The 18,761-nt window shown below is 37.6% G+C and carries 19 protein-coding genes; 6 read left to right on the top strand and 13 right to left on the bottom strand.

Going from position 1 to position 18,761, the window contains the following annotated elements; all coding sequences use genetic code 11:
• The first annotated feature begins 18 nt into the window (after positions 1 to 18).
• The 6 genes from DKL58_RS08915 to DKL58_RS08940 are packed head-to-tail and all read left to right on the top strand — an operon-like array spanning position 19 to position 4,423.
• Positions 19 to 810 carry a PTS mannose/fructose/sorbose/N-acetylgalactosamine transporter subunit IIC gene (locus DKL58_RS08915; protein WP_109586879.1) on the top strand — a complete coding sequence of 264 codons (792 nt, stop codon included), beginning with the start codon at positions 19 to 21 and terminating at the stop codon, positions 808 to 810.
• Between the two features lie 5 nt (positions 811 to 815).
• Positions 816 to 1,694 (top strand): PTS system mannose/fructose/sorbose family transporter subunit IID, encoded by an 879-nt coding sequence (locus tag DKL58_RS08920; RefSeq protein WP_109587033.1) that lies wholly within the window; start codon positions 816 to 818, stop codon positions 1,692 to 1,694.
• 24 nt (positions 1,695 to 1,718) lie between these two features.
• Positions 1,719 to 2,222, top strand: a complete 504-nt coding sequence (locus DKL58_RS08925) for a PTS sugar transporter subunit IIB (RefSeq protein ID WP_109586880.1) — start codon at positions 1,719 to 1,721, stop codon at positions 2,220 to 2,222.
• Between the two features lie 22 nt (positions 2,223 to 2,244).
• Positions 2,245 to 2,670 (top strand): PTS sugar transporter subunit IIA, encoded by a 426-nt coding sequence (locus tag DKL58_RS08930; RefSeq protein ID WP_109586881.1) that lies wholly within the window; start codon positions 2,245 to 2,247, stop codon positions 2,668 to 2,670.
• A gap of 28 nt (positions 2,671 to 2,698) precedes the next feature.
• Complete coding sequence (uxuA, locus tag DKL58_RS08935; protein ID WP_109586882.1) at positions 2,699 to 3,772, top strand: mannonate dehydratase; 1,074 nt, start codon at positions 2,699 to 2,701, stop codon at positions 3,770 to 3,772.
• A 9-nt stretch (positions 3,773 to 3,781) separates the two neighbouring features.
• A complete protein-coding gene (locus tag DKL58_RS08940; protein ID WP_109586883.1) occupies positions 3,782 to 4,423 on the top strand; it encodes a bifunctional 2-keto-4-hydroxyglutarate aldolase/2-keto-3-deoxy-6-phosphogluconate aldolase in 642 nt (213 codons plus the stop codon).
• A gap of 225 nt (positions 4,424 to 4,648) precedes the next feature.
• Here DKL58_RS08940 and DKL58_RS08945 read toward each other — a convergent pair whose 3' ends face one another.
• The 13 genes from DKL58_RS08945 to lysA form a co-directional block, all read right to left on the bottom strand.
• A complete protein-coding gene (locus DKL58_RS08945; protein WP_109586884.1) occupies positions 4,649 to 6,349 on the bottom strand; it encodes an adenine deaminase C-terminal domain-containing protein in 1,701 nt (566 codons plus the stop codon).
• 55 nt (positions 6,350 to 6,404) lie between these two features.
• Positions 6,405 to 7,460 (bottom strand): ABC transporter substrate-binding protein, encoded by a 1,056-nt coding sequence (locus DKL58_RS08950; RefSeq protein ID WP_109586885.1) that lies wholly within the window; start codon positions 7,458 to 7,460, stop codon positions 6,405 to 6,407.
• A gap of 60 nt (positions 7,461 to 7,520) precedes the next feature.
• Positions 7,521 to 8,573 carry an ABC transporter substrate-binding protein gene (locus DKL58_RS08955; protein ID WP_109586886.1) on the bottom strand — a complete coding sequence of 351 codons (1,053 nt, stop codon included), beginning with the start codon at positions 8,571 to 8,573 and terminating at the stop codon, positions 7,521 to 7,523.
• Positions 8,574 to 8,596: 23 nt separating this feature from the next.
• On the bottom strand, positions 8,597 to 9,640 hold the full coding sequence (locus tag DKL58_RS08960; RefSeq protein WP_109586887.1) for an ABC transporter ATP-binding protein: 1,044 nt from the start codon (positions 9,638 to 9,640) through the stop codon (positions 8,597 to 8,599).
• Positions 9,641 to 9,652: 12 nt separating this feature from the next.
• Positions 9,653 to 10,441, bottom strand: coding sequence for an ABC transporter permease (locus tag DKL58_RS08965; protein ID WP_045928780.1), 789 nt, complete (start codon positions 10,439 to 10,441; stop codon positions 9,653 to 9,655).
• Positions 10,434 to 11,264: an ABC transporter permease gene (locus DKL58_RS08970; RefSeq protein WP_109586888.1), complete on the bottom strand. Its 831-nt coding sequence runs from the start codon at positions 11,262 to 11,264 to the stop codon at positions 10,434 to 10,436. The genes DKL58_RS08965 and DKL58_RS08970 overlap by 8 nt, the downstream gene beginning before the upstream one ends.
• A 266-nt stretch (positions 11,265 to 11,530) precedes the next feature.
• The gene (locus tag DKL58_RS08975) at positions 11,531 to 12,598 is read right to left on the bottom strand and encodes an aspartate-semialdehyde dehydrogenase (RefSeq protein WP_204116350.1); all 1,068 of its coding nucleotides are present in this window, start codon (positions 12,596 to 12,598) and stop codon (positions 11,531 to 11,533) included.
• On the bottom strand, positions 12,595 to 13,782 hold the full coding sequence (locus tag DKL58_RS08980; RefSeq protein WP_109586890.1) for an aminotransferase class I/II-fold pyridoxal phosphate-dependent enzyme: 1,188 nt from the start codon (positions 13,780 to 13,782) through the stop codon (positions 12,595 to 12,597). Before DKL58_RS08980 ends, DKL58_RS08975 begins: the two co-directional genes overlap by 4 nt.
• Before the next feature lie 18 nt (positions 13,783 to 13,800).
• Positions 13,801 to 14,559 carry a 4-hydroxy-tetrahydrodipicolinate reductase gene (gene dapB / locus DKL58_RS08985; protein WP_109586891.1) on the bottom strand — a complete coding sequence of 253 codons (759 nt, stop codon included), beginning with the start codon at positions 14,557 to 14,559 and terminating at the stop codon, positions 13,801 to 13,803.
• A 1-nt stretch (position 14,560) separates the two neighbouring features.
• Positions 14,561 to 15,481 carry a 4-hydroxy-tetrahydrodipicolinate synthase gene (gene dapA / locus DKL58_RS08990; protein ID WP_109586892.1) on the bottom strand — a complete coding sequence of 307 codons (921 nt, stop codon included), beginning with the start codon at positions 15,479 to 15,481 and terminating at the stop codon, positions 14,561 to 14,563.
• 18 nt (positions 15,482 to 15,499) lie between these two features.
• Positions 15,500 to 16,639 (bottom strand): N-acetyldiaminopimelate deacetylase, encoded by a 1,140-nt coding sequence (locus DKL58_RS08995; protein ID WP_109586893.1) that lies wholly within the window; start codon positions 16,637 to 16,639, stop codon positions 15,500 to 15,502.
• 4 nt (positions 16,640 to 16,643) lie between these two features.
• On the bottom strand, positions 16,644 to 17,354 hold the full coding sequence (dapD, locus tag DKL58_RS09000; RefSeq protein WP_109586894.1) for a 2,3,4,5-tetrahydropyridine-2,6-dicarboxylate N-acetyltransferase: 711 nt from the start codon (positions 17,352 to 17,354) through the stop codon (positions 16,644 to 16,646).
• Positions 17,355 to 17,363: 9 nt separating this feature from the next.
• A complete protein-coding gene (gene lysA / locus DKL58_RS09005; protein WP_109586895.1) occupies positions 17,364 to 18,677 on the bottom strand; it encodes a diaminopimelate decarboxylase in 1,314 nt (437 codons plus the stop codon).
• Positions 18,678 to 18,761 lie beyond the last annotated feature (84 nt).

Here is an 18,761-nt window from a genome sequence, read left to right on the forward strand (position 1 = left end):
AAACGAGGAGGTTAAGTTATGAATGGTCAAGTCAGTGTTTCAGTTTTTCAAGCACTAGTATTAGCAATTTGGATCGCTTTAATTGAATCTCGATCATTATTGGGGGCAGCAACTGTGGCCCTAAGATTTTCACCGTTAATGACGGGATTAATTGTTGGAATACTATTCGGTGATGTCACAAAGGCTATGGAAATAACTGCTGCAATTCAATTAATTTACATGGGTGTATTTGCTCCTGGTGGACAAATGCCTGCGGAACCATGTATCGCAGCAGCGATATCTGTTCCTATAGCCCTTTTATCAGGAATGAAGCCCACTGCTGCTATTGCCATAGCCGTTCCAGTCGGATTGTTAGGTGGCTATCTATATCAATTTAGGCTATTTCTCGATAGTTTTGTAAATAAAATAACCGAAAAAGGTGTAGAGGAAGTCAACAAGCAAAAAATTTTTATGGGGGCAATTGTTGTTCCGATAATTGTGTCATTGGTATTATTTATTCCTTTTATGTTTATTGCATTAAAATTTGGAGCTCCAGTTATTGCTTCATTTGTAAAAAATAGTGTAAGTACAGAAATTTTCCATATTTTATCGGTAATAGGTGGAGGCCTTGTATCAATTGGAATTGCTACCACTATCTATGTTATCGGAAAAAAAAGCTATATTCCCTTCTTTCTTAGTGGATATTTTATTGCAGTTGTATGTGCTAATGCCGGTTTAACTATGTTAACTTATGCAATCTTTGGAGCACTTATTGCATCTGTATTTATTTTAGTAAGAAGCGAAGCAAGTTTTAAAAATGGAGAGGAGTAATGATAATGAGTAAAATTGCAGGCACAAAAAAAGAGAATTCTACATCAAAATTTTACAAAATACAAAATAAAGATATTAAACAAATTTGGTTCAGATGGTTTTTTTCAAATGCTATTTCTCATTCGTTCAGTCGGTATCTGGGACCAGCTTTTCTATGGGCAATCAGACCATTAATCGACAAGCTTTATCCAAATAAAGAACAACGTAAAGCCGCTTATGAGCGCCATAACATGTTTTATAACACTCAAGTAAGTTGGGGTGGAGGTACTATTATCGGAATTACCGCGTCTCTCGAACAAAAACGAGCTGAAGCACTAGCCGAAAATAAGATAGATGAAGCTAATCAATTAACGGACTTAATTATTAATACTAAAACAGGTCTAATGGGTGCTTTAGCCGGAGTTGGCGACTCTATCGATTCTGGTACCGTTTTATATATTTTTATCGCAATTTGTTTACCTTGGGCCCAAAAAGGTATGGCCATAGGTGCTATTGTACCATTTGTTCTAATGGCCTTATACCAATCACTAATGGGATTATACTTTACCCATTTAGGCTTTGGTCTCGGTCGCTCAGCTGCTACCCAACTTGTTGGTAGTAAAAAAATGAAGGGTCTAATTGATGGACTCTCGATTTTGGGACTATTCATGATGGGTGTCTTAGGCGCACAATTTGTGACTGTAAAGTCCATTCTAAAATTCAGTATTTCTGGTAAGTCCTTCGTTTTACAAAATATTCTTAATCAGATTTTACCTGGATTGCTGCCTTTACTAGTTATTGGTTTAGTCTACTTATACTTTGTAAAACATGGTATGAAAGTTACACGTGCTTTAGTAGGTCTTACCATTTTACTTGGTGTATTGGCCGCATTAGGAATTTTATAGTTTAAATAAGAAAGAGAAACAATTATGGGCAAAGTAATAATAGCTAGAGTTGATGATCGTTTAATTCATGGTCAAGTTATGACTGAGATGTCTAAGGCTTCGGGTGCTAATGCAATTTTTGTGGTTGATAATTCAACGGCAAATGACCCTTTTATGAAACAAATATTCTTAAGCTCAGGAACTAGGACTGGATTAAAAATAAAAATCTTTAGTGAAACGCAAGCAATCACATATTGGAAAGAGAAACAATTTGAAAATTATAATGTCATTCTATTAGCTAAAACTATACAAACTTTTTATAAATTAGCAGAAGCTGGTATTGAAATTAATAATTTGAATATTGGTAATATTGGCAAATTAAATCATGAAGAAAACAGTAAGGATGTAATTACAACCGTATCAATTACAAAAGAAGAATTAGACTTATTAGACAAATTACGTGATCAGTATAATATCAAAGTCTATTTCCAAACTATTCCTTCGAGTTCAATTGTTAAATTAGATGAAGCTGACAAGCTTTTTAAATAAACACTATTAGGAAGGTGAAAAAATGATTAGTGTTTTGTTGGTTAGTCACAGTAATTATGCAATTGGCCTTAAACAAAGTGCTGAAATGATCATGGGTAAGCAAGAGGCTTTAGATACTATAAGCTTTAAAGAAGGAGAAACCGTTGACGCTCTAAAAGGCAAAATACTTTCAAAAATAAAAGAACTTGATACAGGAAAAGGTATTTTAGTAATGGTAGATCTTTTAGGCGCAAGTCCTTATAATGCTTCCTTAATTTGTTCACATGAATCAAATACCAGTAATGACATCAAGATCTTAACTGGAATGAATTTGCCCATGGTTATTGAGGCTCTAAGTGATAGAACACAACCAAAATGTACCCTCAATGATTTATACCCCAAAGTTTTGAAATCAGGTATTAATGGAATACATGAAGCCTTAAGCTTTATAGAAGAAAATACAAAATAGATTGTACACTAAAAAAGGATTTTAAAATATGAAAGTAAGTTTTAGATGGTACGGTGAAAAATATGACACAGTACCACTCGAAAAAATAAAGCAAATTCCTGGTGTTAAAGGTGTAATCACAACCCTACATGGAAAACCACAAGGTGAAGCGTGGACTTTTGATGAAGTTAAAAAAATGAAAAAAGACATTGAAAGCCAGGGAATGAATGTAGATGGAATTGAAAGCGTTCATGTCATTGATTCAATTAAAGTAGCCGATAGTAAACGGGATTATTATATAAAGAACTATATTAAATCGTTAGAAAGCTTAGGTAAAAACGATATTCACCTAGTTTGTTACAGCTTTATGCCTTTATTTGGCTGGACGAGAACACAACTCCAAAAGCCATTAGCTGATGGATCTACAACTATGGCATATGACTTTGATACTATTAAAAATATGCAACCTGCTGAAATGTTTAATATGATGAGCAGCCAGTCAAAGGGATTTAGAATGCCCGATTGGGAACCCGAAAGATTGGGAAATTTTACTACATTAATTAAACAATATTCTGGATTAAAAGCTAATCAGTTATTCGATAACTTTGTGTATTTTTTGAAAAAAATAATGCCTGTTTGTGATAAATATAATATTGATATGGCTCTTCACCCAGACGATCCAGCTTGGGGTATGTTTAATATTCCCAGAATTGTCAAAAATAAGGATGATATCTATAAGATTTTAAGTGCTATTGATAATCCCCATAATGGCTTAACACTATGCGTAGGCTCTTTAGAATCAAATATAAAGAACAATATTGACGACATCATTGATCAGTTTCACGACAGAATCAAGTATGTACATTTAAGAAACTTAAAGCATACAGGTGAAAAGAGCTTTTATGAAACTTCTTGTTTATCCGAAGATGGTGATATAGATATTTATAATGTCTTAAAAAAGTTGATCGACTATGGTTTTAATGGAGTTATCAGAGAAGATCATGGTAGAACCATTTGGAATGAAGTTGCTATGCCAGGTTATGGTTTATATGATCGTGCTTTGGGTACAACTTACATTGAAGGAATCATTGAAGCTATAAAAAAGCAAAATTTATCATCTTAGGAGAATATAATGGATAAAAGTAACATACTTACTAGTCTAAAAAAGTTAAAAATAGTTGCTGTAGTTAGAGCTAAGAGTGTTGATGAAGCTGAGCAAACTTCTTCTGCTTGTATAAAAGGTGGAGTTAAAGCAATAGAAATAGCATTTACTACTCCACATGCTAATGAAGTAATTTCTGATTTAACACGGCAATATAATGGTAATACTTCAGTCATTATTGGAGCTGGAACAGTATTAGATGAAATAACAGCTAGAATTGCAATAATTAGCGGTGCAAAATTTATAGTTAGTGCTACTTTCTCGAAAAAAGTTGCTTTAATTTGCAATTTATATGGCGTTCCCTATATTCCAGGCTGTTTTACACCTACAGAAGTGCAAAATGCCTTAAGCATGGGAGCACAAATAATTAAAATATTCCCTAGTTCTGCTGCCAATATTACTATTGTAAATGAATTGCAGGGACCATTCCCTCAATCTGACTTTATGATTACGGGTGGAGTCAACATAAAAAATGTGAACGAATGGTTTTCTCATGGTGCATCATTAGTAGGAATAGGTGGACAACTAGTAGGACCTGGAGCAAATGGCAATTTTGATAAGGTAACTGAAAACGCCCAAAAATTTATGCAGTTAGTAGAAAAGGTATCATAGCTTAGTTAACATGTTGATTGTCGATAGGGATAGTAAAATTCAACTAGTGAAGGTGAAGATGGCGCAATTACTTTGGCTCAATATAAGGCTATAGTAAAAGAATGGTTAAAGAAATAAACGTCTTCACTTCTTAAGTACGAAAAAATCTGTTAGTTTATATTGTGAAATCTCACAATATCTGACTAGCAGATTTTTTGGTCATTATTTAATTAATTTCTGCACTTTCTACTTAATTTCTTCAAAAAGCGGAATCTTTTTCTGACTTTTGACTTCAAATAGACCCTTATCTGAAATTTTAATGGTTGGTGAAACCAGTAAAGACAAAGTAGAAAATGACATAATCTCGTTAGGATTTTTATACCCTAGCTCCTGCAATGTTTTGCGCACCTTGCCAATTTCTGTACCTAAAACAGACATTGGTTGGTCACTGGCAACGCCACCAATCGGTAATTTTGCATTGGCAACTATTTTGTCACCTTTTGCTGCAATATAGCCGCCCTGCTGTTCAACCAGCTGATGCTGAATCTTGAGCATTGCGGCAGTATTCGTTCCCATGATCATTATGTTGTGGTGATCATGAGCCCAAGTCGCTCCTACCGCACCGTCTTTTATAATACCACGGTCAACGAAGCCAAGACTAAAATGTCCGCTGCCGCTATAACGGTCTTGCACCATAATCAGTGCCAAACCGGCTTTTTGCCATTGAACTATGTGATCTTTTACCTCAAGTTTTTCTTGAATATGGTTAGTAAAAGTACCTACAGGATTAAGTTGAATAATATTTGCCAATACTTCTCCGTTTGCGACTAAATCTGTTTTAACCACAAAATCATCAGGTAATAATTTAGGAGCATTAACTGAGTGACGCAACTCTGGCAAAAATTGGTAACCTGTCTGCTCTTTGATATCTGCTGCATTAATTCCATTTTTATAAACAGCTGCTATTGACAAATTCTGCAGGTCATCTAGAATAACAAAATCAGCTACTCGGCCAGGAGCAATTGCACCTCTATCCCATAATCCCATATGGCGAGCCGGTGTATAGGTAGCTATGTAAATTGCTTCTTCTGGTGTCATCCCCATTTTGATTGCTTTTTTCACCAAATAGTTTAAATGACCATGAAGCAGAGTGTCAGGCATAGAATCATCAGTCACCAGGGCAACATGTTCAAAGTAGTTGTTCTTAATGATCGTGTCAATTACTTCCTGCAACATTGATTTCAGTTGCACCTCGACAAACATGCCATTAGGAACTTTTTCATTAACTAAGGCAGCTGTCTGTTCCGTATGGTCAGTGGTAACTCCAGCATAGATAACTTTAGCCAGGTCTTCACCAGCATATGCCGGCACATGTCCTTCAAGAGGCATTGTAGGTTTTTCCTCACGACAAACTTTGATAATGTCTTTAATCAAGGTTTTATGCGGAGAAGTCATATCCTTAAAGTTCATCACTTCGCCTAAACAAATAAAGCGCGGATCTTTAAGCAGTTCTTGTACTTCTTTCACGCCAATTTTGCCACCTGTCGTTTCCATATCCGGATTCGTTGATGGAACTGAAGATGGAATGCCAAAGAAAATATCAATTGGTGACGGCTCTGCAATGAAATTTTTTAGTCCCTTGATACCAGCAACATTTGTTACTTCATGATCGTCAGCAATAATCGTTGTTGTACCGTATTTTAAAATTGTTTGTCCCATAATCGCAGGAGTAGTCATGGATGAATCAATATGCATGTGGGCATCAACAAATCCTGGGATCAGATACTTACCTTTGAGATTAATTGTCTTTTTAGCCCTAATTCCTGGTAAGTTTTGGTTAATCCAATAAAACTTACCGTTTTTGACCGTAACTTGAGTGTCAACAAATTTACGTAAAAAGACGTTAAAAACATGGCCATTTTTTATCAAAAGATCAACTTGTGTCATTTTCTCCTCCATAAATAACGAAAGAGTTGAAATATTCCAACCCTTCATTTTATATCTACTTATTCATAATTTTATTCCATTGATTAACCCAAGAAGACAAATGGCTATTAACATAGAAGAAATTCATGCTCTTTGCGCGTTTTGCCACATCCCCGTAAGTCTTATTAGCAGCTTCAGCCGGTGTTAACTTAACTTGCGTGTTAACTGGGGCGTTATTAAGTGATTTTGCACTGGCACATCTCTTTTGAATAGCTTCACTTAGTCTAAAATTAATATACTTATATGCAGCATCTGTATTCTTGCTATTCTTTAAAATGGCAACAACGTTGCTGTTAGAATATGTACCTGATGCTGGAACAATGTATTTAAGGCCTGGATTAGTAGCCTGCAACATGCTGATAGCATAGTCACCAACAACGGCCACACTGATTTCACCTGTTTTGAACATATTGGTTAAATCTGAACTTTGGTCGTATGTCTTAACCACATTAGGCTTCAATTCTTTCATAGCCTTAAAAGCTGCTTTACCACCGTCGCTTGGGACATCGACTTTAGCATGGCGACCCGCAATATACAGCATTGCAGGACCAAAAGTTGTTACTATATCAGGAATTGCGATCTTGCTTTTTAACTTTTTAGACCACAGTTGATCCCACTCTGTAATATGAACTTTTTTAGGATTGTAAATTATACCTACGCTGTTAACAGTGTAAGGAACAGTTCCGGTATCTTTAGCCAGCTTTTGTTCACTACTGGATAAATATTTAAAATCTTTGATTTTAGAAAAATCTACTTTTTTATACAGCTTCTTTTTCGCACCAGCATAAGCATTCTTTTGTGCCACTTCAATCACGTCAACTGAAGAATTAGGATTATGCTCAATTTGAGTTAAGCTTGTAGTTGTATCTGCAGTAAATTGTGCGGAAACTTTAACGTTATTTTTCTTGGCAAAAGGATTGAGTACATCTGATCTCATTTGCTTAGTCAAGATGCCGAACGTAGAAACAACCAACTTGCCACCGTTTGCTTTAGAAGAACAAGCTGAAGTAGCAATAGCTGCTCCCGCAACAATTAAACTTGCTGCCATTAAACATACTTTTTTAATTTTCATAATAGACCTTTCCGAAAATCATACTTGCCTTATTAATGAAGGCAAGTTCTTTTTTGATAATTATTGGTTCATAATTTTATTCCATTGACTGATCCATGAAGGCATCTGCTTGTTCACGTAATAAAAGTCAATAGTTTTTGCTCTTTGTGCAATTGCACCATATGTTTTATTGGCAGCTTCAGCAGCAGTCAATTTTACTTGTGAATTAACCGGTGCATTATTAAGAGATTTTGCACTGGCAACTTTCTTTTGGTTAGCTTCACTTATACGAAAGTCAATATACTTATATGCCGCTTGAGTATTCTTACTGTTTTTCAAGATTGCAATATTATCGTAGTTAGCATAAGTTCCTGAGGCTGGCACCAGATACTTCAAACTAGGATTAGTGGCCTGCAGCATGCTGATTGAAAAATCACCTACAACCGCTGCGGTAATTTCTCCCGTTTTAAACATATTGCTTAAATCTGAACTTTGAGAATATGTTTTAACAACGTTCGGCTTTAACTGTTTTAACGCTTTGAAGGCAGCCTTGCCATCATCCTTGGTTACGCTGACTTTAGCATGATCCCCTGCCACATAAAGCATTGCAGGGCCAAAAGTTGTTACAATATCAGGAATTGCAATCTTGCCCTTTAAGTTCTTAGACCACAGGTCATCCCAACTTTTAATGTGTACCTTTTTCGGATTATAAATAATGCCAAAACTATTAACAGTATACGGAACAGTATTAGTGTCTTTTGCCAGCTTTTGCTGGTCAGCTGATAAATACTTGAAGTTCTTGAGTTTGGAGAAATCCAATTTTTTAAAGAGTTTCTTTTTGGCTCCTGTAATTGCATTGTTTTGTGCCAATTCAATAACATCTACAGGTGAATTAGAATTGTGCTCAATCTGCGTTAGGCGAGTAGAACTGTCCCCAAACTGTGTAGACACCTTAACATTGTTTTTCTTAGCATATGGATCAAGCACGTCCGAGCGCATCTGCTTAGTTGCTAAGCCAAAAGTAGAAACCGTCAGTTTACCGCTGCCAGCATTAGACGAGCAAGCGGAAGTTGCCAAAGTTGTACCGGCAATGACAAAACTAGCTGCTAACAAACAAGCTTTTTTAAATTTCATAACAAAACCTTTCTAAAGAATGATTATTCTGATAACGGATGAAGATGTTTAGCAGGAAGAGTTAGCGTTACTTCTTCTCCTGAGCTGCGCATCTTTTGCCGTGCTTCCTCAACTTGAAAATCCCCTATAGCTGAATGAATGGCATACTTAAAACTTTGTCCTAAATATTCACGACTCATGATAGTACCAGTAAATGAATTTTCAGAAGCATCAGCTAAATTCAAGTGGATGTTTTCCGGACGAATAGTCAGCACTTTTGCATCTTGATTTGGTTCAACCGTATTTAAAACTGTTTCGCCTACTTTGATATGATGCTCATCCTGACGATTAGCAGCAGTGACAGTAATAAAATTGTCATAGCCAATAAAACGGGCAACATATTCCGTACGGGGATGATGAAAAATATTTTGTGGCGTATCAAACTGATCAATGCGTCCCTGTTTCATAATTAAAACCTTGTCGGAAATTGCGAAACATTCTTGCTGATCGTGTGTGACAAATAGTACGGTCATTTTTAATTTCTGCTGCAAGTCGCGAATTTCTTCACGCATTTTCAGCCGCAATTTAGCATCAAGATTGCTCAAAGGCTCATCCATTAATAGCAATTCAGGATTGGTAACCAGAGCTCTTGCTAACGAAACTCTTTGTTGCTGTCCTCCAGAAAGTTGCGCTGGAAATTGTTTAGCCAGTTGACTTAAGCCGGTAGTTGCCAGCATATCAGTCACTCTTTTCTTGATGGCACTTTTGTCAAGCTTGCGCATTTTCAATCCAAAAGCAACGTTATCAAAAACATTCATATGGGGAAAAAGTGCGTAGCTTTGAAAAACCATCCCGAAATTTCTCTTATAAACAGGTACTTTAGTAATATCTTTACCGTTAACTAAAACTTGTCCTGCAGTTTCTGGAATTAAACCGGCAATAATTCTAAGTGTTGTTGTTTTGCCACAGCCGGAAGGACCAAGAATTGAAACCAGCTCTCCGTTATTGACAGCAAAAGATATATCTTTTAAAACTTTAGTTTTGCCATCGTATGATTTTGCTAAATTTTGTACTTCTAAATTTGCCACTGCACTACTCCTCTACTTTGTAATATTTTTAATACCAATTGCTTTTTCAACCAAGAACATCATGAGTGCTGTAAAGATCATCAAAAGCACAGAAATTGCTGATACAGTAGGGTCATAATTATTTTGCAAATAATTTAAAATTGCCGGTGGCAACATGGTTAAAGAAGGACCGCTCATGAATAAAGAAACTGGAATGTTGTTGAAGGAATTGATGAAACACATCATAAACGCAGCAATGATACTGGCCTTAATATTTGGCAAAACAATCAGAAAAAATCCTTTTTTGCGTGAGCATCCACAAATCCAGCCCGCTTCTTCGATATGACTGTCCATTAGCAGCATACTGGCTGTAATTAAGCGAATAACATACGGTAAACACAACAGAAAATGTCCGACAATCAAGCCGATAAATACCGGAATTCTCATAGTAATGACTGCAGCTTGATAGAGTGCAAAGCCAATAACAATTTCAGGAATTAAAGTAGGACTCAGGAAAAACGATTGAAACCAAGCAGCATGATGAATGTTGTAACGCGTCAAAGCGTAGACAGCAGGAATGCCAATAACTAAAGCCGAAATGCTGGCAATTAAAGCTACAATTAAACTTGATTCAAAACCTGCAATAAAATCAGGCTGTTGGAAAATATTGCTGTACCAAGAAAGGGTAAAGCCAGTAATTGGTAATGAGATTGAGCTTTGCGTATTAAAGGATGTAATTACGACTAAAATTAGTGGCAACATGATTAAGGCCAAAATAATAATCGAAATCACAGTCAAAGTTTTATTTTTACGATCAAGCATTAATTGGCCTCCGATCTAAATGTTGGCTAAGCTTCCTCATGAGCCACATTGAAAGAGCAGAAATAACAATTAAAATTAATGAGATAACGCTGGCATTTTGCCAATTGCCCAACGTCATTGCTTGCTGATAAATCAAAGTCGCCATTACCAGATGGCGGTTGCCACCAAGAATTTCTGGGGTAGTATAGGCTGTCATTGTTCCGGCAAACACTAAAATGCAGCCAGTTAAAATGCCAGTAGTTAATTGAGGAATGATCACCTTAAATAATGTTCGCCAAGGACTGGATCCAAGAACGGCTGCAGCTTCTTCAATCTCCACATTTAATTCAGCCACGCTGCCAATTAATGAATTAATCATAATTGGTAAAAACAAGTAAACTGAACCAATAATAATAGAGGTATTAGTGTAAAGTATATTTAGCGGTGACTTAATTAGATGCAATGCCAGCAAAGTTTTATTGACGATTCCATCATGTCCCAAAATAATAATCCAGGCAAAGTTTCTTACAACTGCATTGGTTAACATGGGAAAAAGGATTAGCAAATTTAGTATTTGTCTAACTACTGTTTTTTGTCTTCCTATCCAGATAGAAATAGGCACTCCAAGGATCAAAACAACAATCACTGTTACAATTGCTATTAGAAAACTACGTCCAATGACTGCCCAATTAAAAGAACTTTTTAAAAATTGCGTATAAAGTGAAAAGAAGCCACTTTTACTTTGGAATGTTGGTATTGCAATTTGAATTAAGGGGAAAAAAGTGAATACCAATACTCCCAAGAATGCAGGAATTAACAACCATACTGCTGTTTTGCGATTCATATATTACCTCCGCTTTGTATATTAGGTTATCTAATTTTTAATCTGCTGTCAACATCAAATACGAATAAAATTTATCATTGTTCATTAAATAGTTTGTATTTTTCAACTAATGAAAGTGCTTAAGATTGCCATACGTGTATTATCAAGAGCATTACGAACATTAAACAAAAAAACTCTTTTAAACTGAATTAAATCAGTTTAAAAGAGTTAATTTTTATATTAAATATTGAACAACCCAAAGTTTGGCTTATTTATTAACAAAAACATTACTTATCAGGGACACGCACCAAATTATCTCTGACTAAACACTCTGCAATTTCCACGGTATTGCTGGCAGCGCCCCTTAATAAGTTATCAGCAACTACCCACATATTAAACGCACCGGGATTTTCCTGGTCTGGACGAATACGGCCAACGAAAGTTTCTTTTTTACCTGCTGCTAAAAGCGGTTGCGGATAAATTTGGTTTTGCCGATCATCTTGTAAAACTAACCCGGGAGTCCGCTCAATTTCCTGCTTTATTTCAGCAGCAGTCGCTGACTGATCTTTTAAGGTGAAATAAACCGTTTCACCATGACCAATTTCAACTGGCACACGAACACAAGTAGCAGTAACTTTTATTTGCTTTGAATCCTGATTATTAAACAAAATCTTTTTGGTTTCATGAATCATTTTCCATTCTTCGTGCGTATAGCCATCATCTTCAAAAGCATCAATCTGCGGTAACAGGTTAAATGCCATAGGATAATGCTTTTTAGCAGACGCAGTTGGCAAAATTTTGGCTTCAGTTTTTTGATTATTCAGCCTATCTTGTGCTTGTTGCAGTAGTTCATCCCAAGCCGCTTTGCCAGCGCCAGAAACCGCTTGGTAAGTTGAAACGATGATTTGCTTAATACCCCACTTAACGTGAAGCGGATAAAGCGCGGCAACCATCTGAATGGTCGAGCAATTAGGATTAGCAATAATGCCATGATGATTAACTAATTGGTCATCGTTAACTCCGGGAACAATTAGTGGAACATCATCAGCCATCCGGAAAGCACTAGTATTATCTACACACACTGCCCCCCTTTTTACAGCTTCAGGCAACAATTTTTTTGAAACAGCACCGCCAGCAGATGATAAAACCAAGTCAACGCCAGTGAATGATTCAGGTTGTGCCTCTTCAACTGTAATTTCTTGCCCTTTGAATTGTAACTTCTTGCCTGCTGAACGCTTGGAAGCCAGCAACTTAACTTGCTTGACTGGAATTGCTGCTTTTTCCAATTCACTAATTAAACGTTGACCTACTGCACCTGTAGCGCCCAAAATTGCAACTGCGTATTTTCTCATCAATTCTCACCCTTTTCTGCTAAAAACTTTTGAATTCGACTCATAGCTGTATGTAGATTTTCATCACTCGCAGCATAAGAAAAACGAATATAGCCTTCTCCGCCAGGACCAAAAGCATTACCCGGAGTGCCACCAACTTTGGCTTTATGAGCCAAATCCAGTGCGAAGGCTTCATCATCCTTACCATAACTTGCCGGTATTTTAGCAAAAACATAAAATGCACCCTCACTGGCATGAGTTTCTAAACCCATATTATTTAATTCACCAACAATATAGTCACGCCGTTTTTGATAAATTAGTCGTGCTTCTGCCGGATCCTGATCACCATTTTCTAAGGCCTCAGCTGCTGCTGCTTGTGCCGGATTTGATGGAGCTGTAACTAAGAATGCATGCATTTTTGCAATTAAGCTAATTAGATCGGCTGGTCCAGTTACATAACCCAAACGGTAACCGGTCATCGCATGAGACTTGGATAAGCCATTAATTAGTAGGGTACGATCGGGTAAATAATGCGCAATCGATACGTGATTAAAGTTATAAGTCAGCTCACTGTATATTTCATCAGAAATCACATAAAGGTGATGCTCTTTAATGATTGGTGCTATTTGCTCTAAAACAGAACTGGGACATTCCCTGCCAGTTGGATTAGTAGGATAATTCAGTAAAATTGCTTTAGCATGAGGGTGCTCATCCAGTGTCTTTTCTAAATCTTCAGGGGTCAACACAAAATTGGTTCCTGCCGTATTGATAGCAACCAACCTAGCTTTAGTGTATTGAATCAATGGGAAATAAAGGGCATAAGAGGGGGTCGGTACAATAATTTCATCCCCTGGCTGAAACAAAGCCAGCATCGTTGCGGCTATAGCTTCAGTTGCACCCACTGTGACTACAATTTCGCTGTCAGGATCATAAGTTAAGTCTTGCTTGCGCTGTAAAAAATTGCTAATGGCTTTGCGTAATCTGGGGGTTCCTTTTTGAGCAGAGTAATGTGAATCATTATCTAAAATGCTCTGAGCAGCTGCTTTTTTAACATGTTCAGGTGTATTTAAATCAGGTTCTCCTAAGGTTAATTTTATTAAATCTGGAATGTCCTCAACTTTTTGGGCAAAAGCACGTATACCAGAAGGAGGGATTTTTTCTAATGGTGTATGAATAATAGAAGTTAAATCAGTAGCTAATTGTGGCATTTTTGTTCTCCTTATAAATTATAAAATCTGGTCTAAACCGACCACTAAATCTGGTAAGTCCATTACCCGACTCAAGGCCACTTTCACGCCCTGCATAAATGAAGAACGGGAAAATGAATCTTGTCTGATTGTTAAAGCTTCTCCAGGACCTCCAAAAAGCACTTGTTCGTGAGCTACGTATCCTGGCAAGCGAACGGAATGAACAGGGACGCCATCATAATCAGCACCGCGAGCTGTAGAATCTTTCGCAGTTTGGGAACAATTTTCTGGATTACGACTAGCTGCTATTAATTTTGCAGTTGCTATTGCCGTTGCACTAGGTGCATCCCTTTTATCAGCATGATGCATTTCAATGACCTCTGCATCAGGAAAATAACGGGCAGCTTCTTGCGCAAACTTCATTAATAAGACAGCTGACAAACCAAAATTTGGAGCAATAATGCCACCAATTTTTTCTTTTTGTGCAATTGCTTGCAGCTTTTTTGTTTGATCTGGGGTTAAACCACTTGTTCCCACAATGGGATGCATATGGTGCTTTAAAGCAAATTTAGTATTTTCATAAACTGCTTGTGGGGTGGTAAAATCAATCCAAATATCGGTAGCAATATTGACAGCAGCCAAATTATCAAAGCTTTTAACTGAAGCTCCAAATTCTGCACTTTTAGATGCCGTTGGTGCCAAAACTGCTACCAATTGACAATCAGGTAATTTTTCTACCAACTGGACAGTTTGCTTACCCATAGATCCTGTAGCTCCAGCTACCAAAATTTTTTTCATATTATACTCCTAGTTCTAACGGCAGTTTATGCAATAAAGCCGATTCAGCTAAACCTAAATGAACAGCTAATTGCCGCTTTTCTGCTTCATTTAAGTCCACAATAGGCAGGCGGCAACCACCAGCTGGCAGCCCTTGTGCATTTAAGACGGCTTTAACTGGCGACGGGGAAGGATACATGAATAAGGCTTGCATCTTCGGCATTAGTCGTCTTTGCAATTTCCCTGCTGCAGCTACTTGACCCTGATCTAAATCATCATACATTTCACGCATGGCCGAGCCATAAACATGAGAAGCTACCGAAATCACTCCTTTTGCCCCTAAAACTTTAGCAGTTAAAGACTGCAAGTCTTCGCCTGTATACACTAAAAAGTCACTTGCTGCGTGTTCAACAATATATTCTAAGTCTTCTAAATCAGTACATTGCTTAACGCCAGCAATTTTAGGATTATGAGAGAGGTCAACCAAGGTTTCTTTACTAATCTTAATTCCTGTTCGTCCTGGAATATTATAAATGATAATTGGTACGGGAGAATTTGCTGCCACTGTTTCAAAGTGAGCTGTAATTCCTCTTTGATTCGGCTTGTTATAGTATGGCGCTACTACCAAAGCCATATCAATGCCGGGAATTTGTCCTACTTCCTGGGTAAACGCAACAGTTTGTGCAGTATTATTACTGCCTGTGCCCGCAATTACAGGTACTCGTCCTGCAATTATTTGAGCAAACTTAGTATATAGTTCTATTTTTTCATCATGAGTCATGGTTGCCGTTTCCCCAGTCGTACCGCCAATGACAAAACCATTGCTGCCTGTATTAATTAAATGTTCTGCTAATTCTTTCAGACCAGGATAGTCAACTTTTCCTTCTTTATTAAAGGGCGTAATTATCGCAGTCATTAAATCTGCCTTGTCAAAATTAGTCATGCTTTCTCTCCTTTTGAGTTACATATGACTCAATAAAAAACCTACCATTGCTTTAATTCCTATTACTATTGCATCTTCGTGTGGGTTAAATGTTGCAGAATGGAGTTGAGAATTATCGTTCACGCCCAGCCAGAACATGGTACCGGGAATTTGTGCCAGCAAGTAGCCAAAGTCTTCTCCTGTCATAGCCGGCTGCATCTCTTGGTAATCAATTTGAGGATTTTCCTTCATATAATTAATGAATTCTGCTGTAATTTGCGGATCATTTTCAACTGGCCAATAACCACCCTGATTAAGCTGCAAATCAACCTTAGCATTAAAACTTTGCGCTATTCCCTGAGTCACATCCCGCAGTCGTTGATCGATTCTTTCAATCATTTTTTGGGTTAGTCCGCGAATAGTTCCTTCAAGATGAGCATGGCCGACAATCGCATTTCTAACTGTTCCAGCCCTGATCTTTCCTATTGTAATAACTCCGCTTGCAATGGGATCAATACTGCGAGATATAATTGTCTGAATTTGTTCTATTAAAGCAGCTGCAGCTACTACCATATCATTAGCTTGTTGCGGATATGCGGCATGCCCATCCTTACCGTACAAATCAATATTGATTTCAGTTGTTCCCGCAAATAATGTTCCTAAACGGCAGCCAATTGTGCCAGTAGGCAAATCAGGAGTAACGTGCAAGGCAAAGAATTCGTCGGGGCGCCATTTACCAGAGAAAATTCCAGCTTCATAGGCTTTTTTGCCGCCACTTTCACTTTCTTCAGCCGGCTGGAAAAAGAAAAGTAAATTATCCAGGGGTTGGTGATCACAAAAATAAGCCAAAATTCCTAGAGCCACCGTCATATGGATATCGTGACCACAGGCATGCATTTGACCTTGAGTTTGAGAAGCAAATGGCAAAGCCGTTTTTTCTTCGATCGGTAAGCCATCAATATCTGCACGATAACCGATTGTTTTTTGCGGTTTGCTTCCCTTAACCCTGACCAATATTGCTGTGGGCAGCTCAGGGCATGTGCGAACTTCAATATATTTTTGAGTAAAATTGCCAATAATCTGTAATAAATATTTTTGTGTTTGGTGTTCATGCAAGGCTAATTCAGGGATTTGATGTAAATCGCGGCGGATTTTAACAAGTTGCTCAGAAGTTAACATTAATTCACAGCTTTCTTAATCCCTGTTCAATTCCTGTCTTAGAGGCAGTTTTTTGATCACGCATTTTAACAACTTTTGCCGGCACTCCGGCAACGACGCTGTTCGCAGGCACATCTTTTGTTACTACCGCCCCGGCGGCTACTACCGCATGGTCGCCAACTTGGACTCCTTCTAAAACCACGGCATTAGCACCAATCAAAACGTTTTTGCCAATTTTCACAGGTTGTGCTGAAGCCGGTTCGACAACTCCGGCAATTACGGCACCCGCTCCTACATGGCTGTTAGCACCAATGATTGCTCTACCGCCCAAAACAGCATTCATATCAATCATGGCATTTTCACCAATTTCCGCACCAATATTAATGACTGCACCCATCATGATTACAGCATTTTTCCCTATCTCAACGTTTTCACGGATAAGCGCACCCGGTTCAATTCTGGCGGAAATATTTTTTAAATCCAATAATGGAATGGCAGAATTACGACTGACATTTTCCACTTGATAATATGTTATCTTCTTGGCGTTTTTTTCTAAAAAAGGTTCCAAGACTTGCCAATCTCCAAAAACGACACCGGTGTGAGTTTCATTAAAAATTTTGCAATCTTCAGGCCAGTCCAATTTAGCCATTTCACCTTTGACATATACTTTAACTGGTGTTTTTTTGGTTGAATTAGCAATGAAATCAATGATTTCAGCAGCCGACATTTTTTTCATATTTATTAATTATCCTTTCGTTTGATAAAAGCGATCATGGCTAATTAGATCCGCATAAGTTTCACGTGTAACTACTACTTGTGCTTGACCATTTTCTGCAAATACAACGGCTGGCCGTGGAACACGGTTGTAATTTGAAGCCATACTATAGCCATAAGCTCCAGTTGCCAGAACTGCAATTACATCACCTGGTTTACTTTGAGGCAGTGCCAGTTCGTTAATAAGAATATCGCCTGATTCACAATAGCGCCCTGCCAGTCTGACAGTTTCTTCAGGCTCTGCATGAGGATTTTCTGCTAATAATGCCTCATATTGTGCTTGATAAAGTGCCGGTCTGATATTATCTCCCATACCACCATCTACTGTAACGTAAGGCAATAGTCCCGGTACTTCTTTGCGTGCACCAACTGTATATAAGCTATAACCAGCCTCTCCTACAATTGAACGACCCGGTTCTATCCAGATAGCCGGCATTTTTAAGTGACTTTCTTGTATGCATTTTTTAACTGTCTGCACTATTTGACTGATAAAAGTTTGCGCAGTCAAAACTTTGTCCTGCTTGGTATATCTAATGCCAAACCCGCCACCTAAATTTAAGACTTGAGGCTGGTAATCATATTTTTGTTTCCAGTTATTGACCAGTTGCATAAGTTTTTCAACTTCCAGCTTAAAACCCGCTGTTGCCAAAATTTGTGAACCGATATGTGCATGCAAGCCAATCAAGTCCATCTGTTTATTAGCTTTTACCTCTAAAAATGCCTGCTCGGCTTGGCCTGATCTAATATCAAAACCAAATTTACTGTCCTCTTGACCAGTTTGATCATACTCGTGAGTATGTGCTGAGACCCCTGGAGTTAGCCTCAGCATTACTTGCACTTGAGCATTTGTTTTTTGCAAAATTTGCGTCAGCAACTTAATTTCATAAAAATTATCTAAAACAATGACACCGACATGGTTTTGCACAGCCATTAATAACTCATCTGCTGTCTTATTATTACCATGAAAACTGATTTTTTCTGCCGGAAATCCTGCTTTTAAGGCTGTATACAATTCGCCGCCAGAAACAACATCAACATGTCCGCCAAGTTCATTAATTACCTGATAAATCGCAATTGTAGCAAAAGCCTTACTGGCATAACTAATTGCATAATTTACACTTTCTTCTGCGAATGCCTTTTGGAAAGCCTGAAATTGCTGTTTGATTTTTTGTACGTCATAAACAACTAATGGAGTACCAAATTCTTTTGCCAATTTCAATGCATCTACTCCACCAATTGCCAAGTGACCTTGAGCGTTAGTCTGGTAATAATCATTAGCAGCCATTTAAGTCTCTCCCTTTTGTTAAATAAAAAAGGCTCTTTTGTTGTGCCTAACAAAAGAGACCTTCAAGTTATTATCTGGTATCAA

The organism is Lactobacillus kullabergensis (genome assembly GCF_003151025.1).
GTDB classification, from domain to species: Bacteria; Bacillota; Bacilli; order Lactobacillales; family Lactobacillaceae; genus Lactobacillus; species Lactobacillus kullabergensis.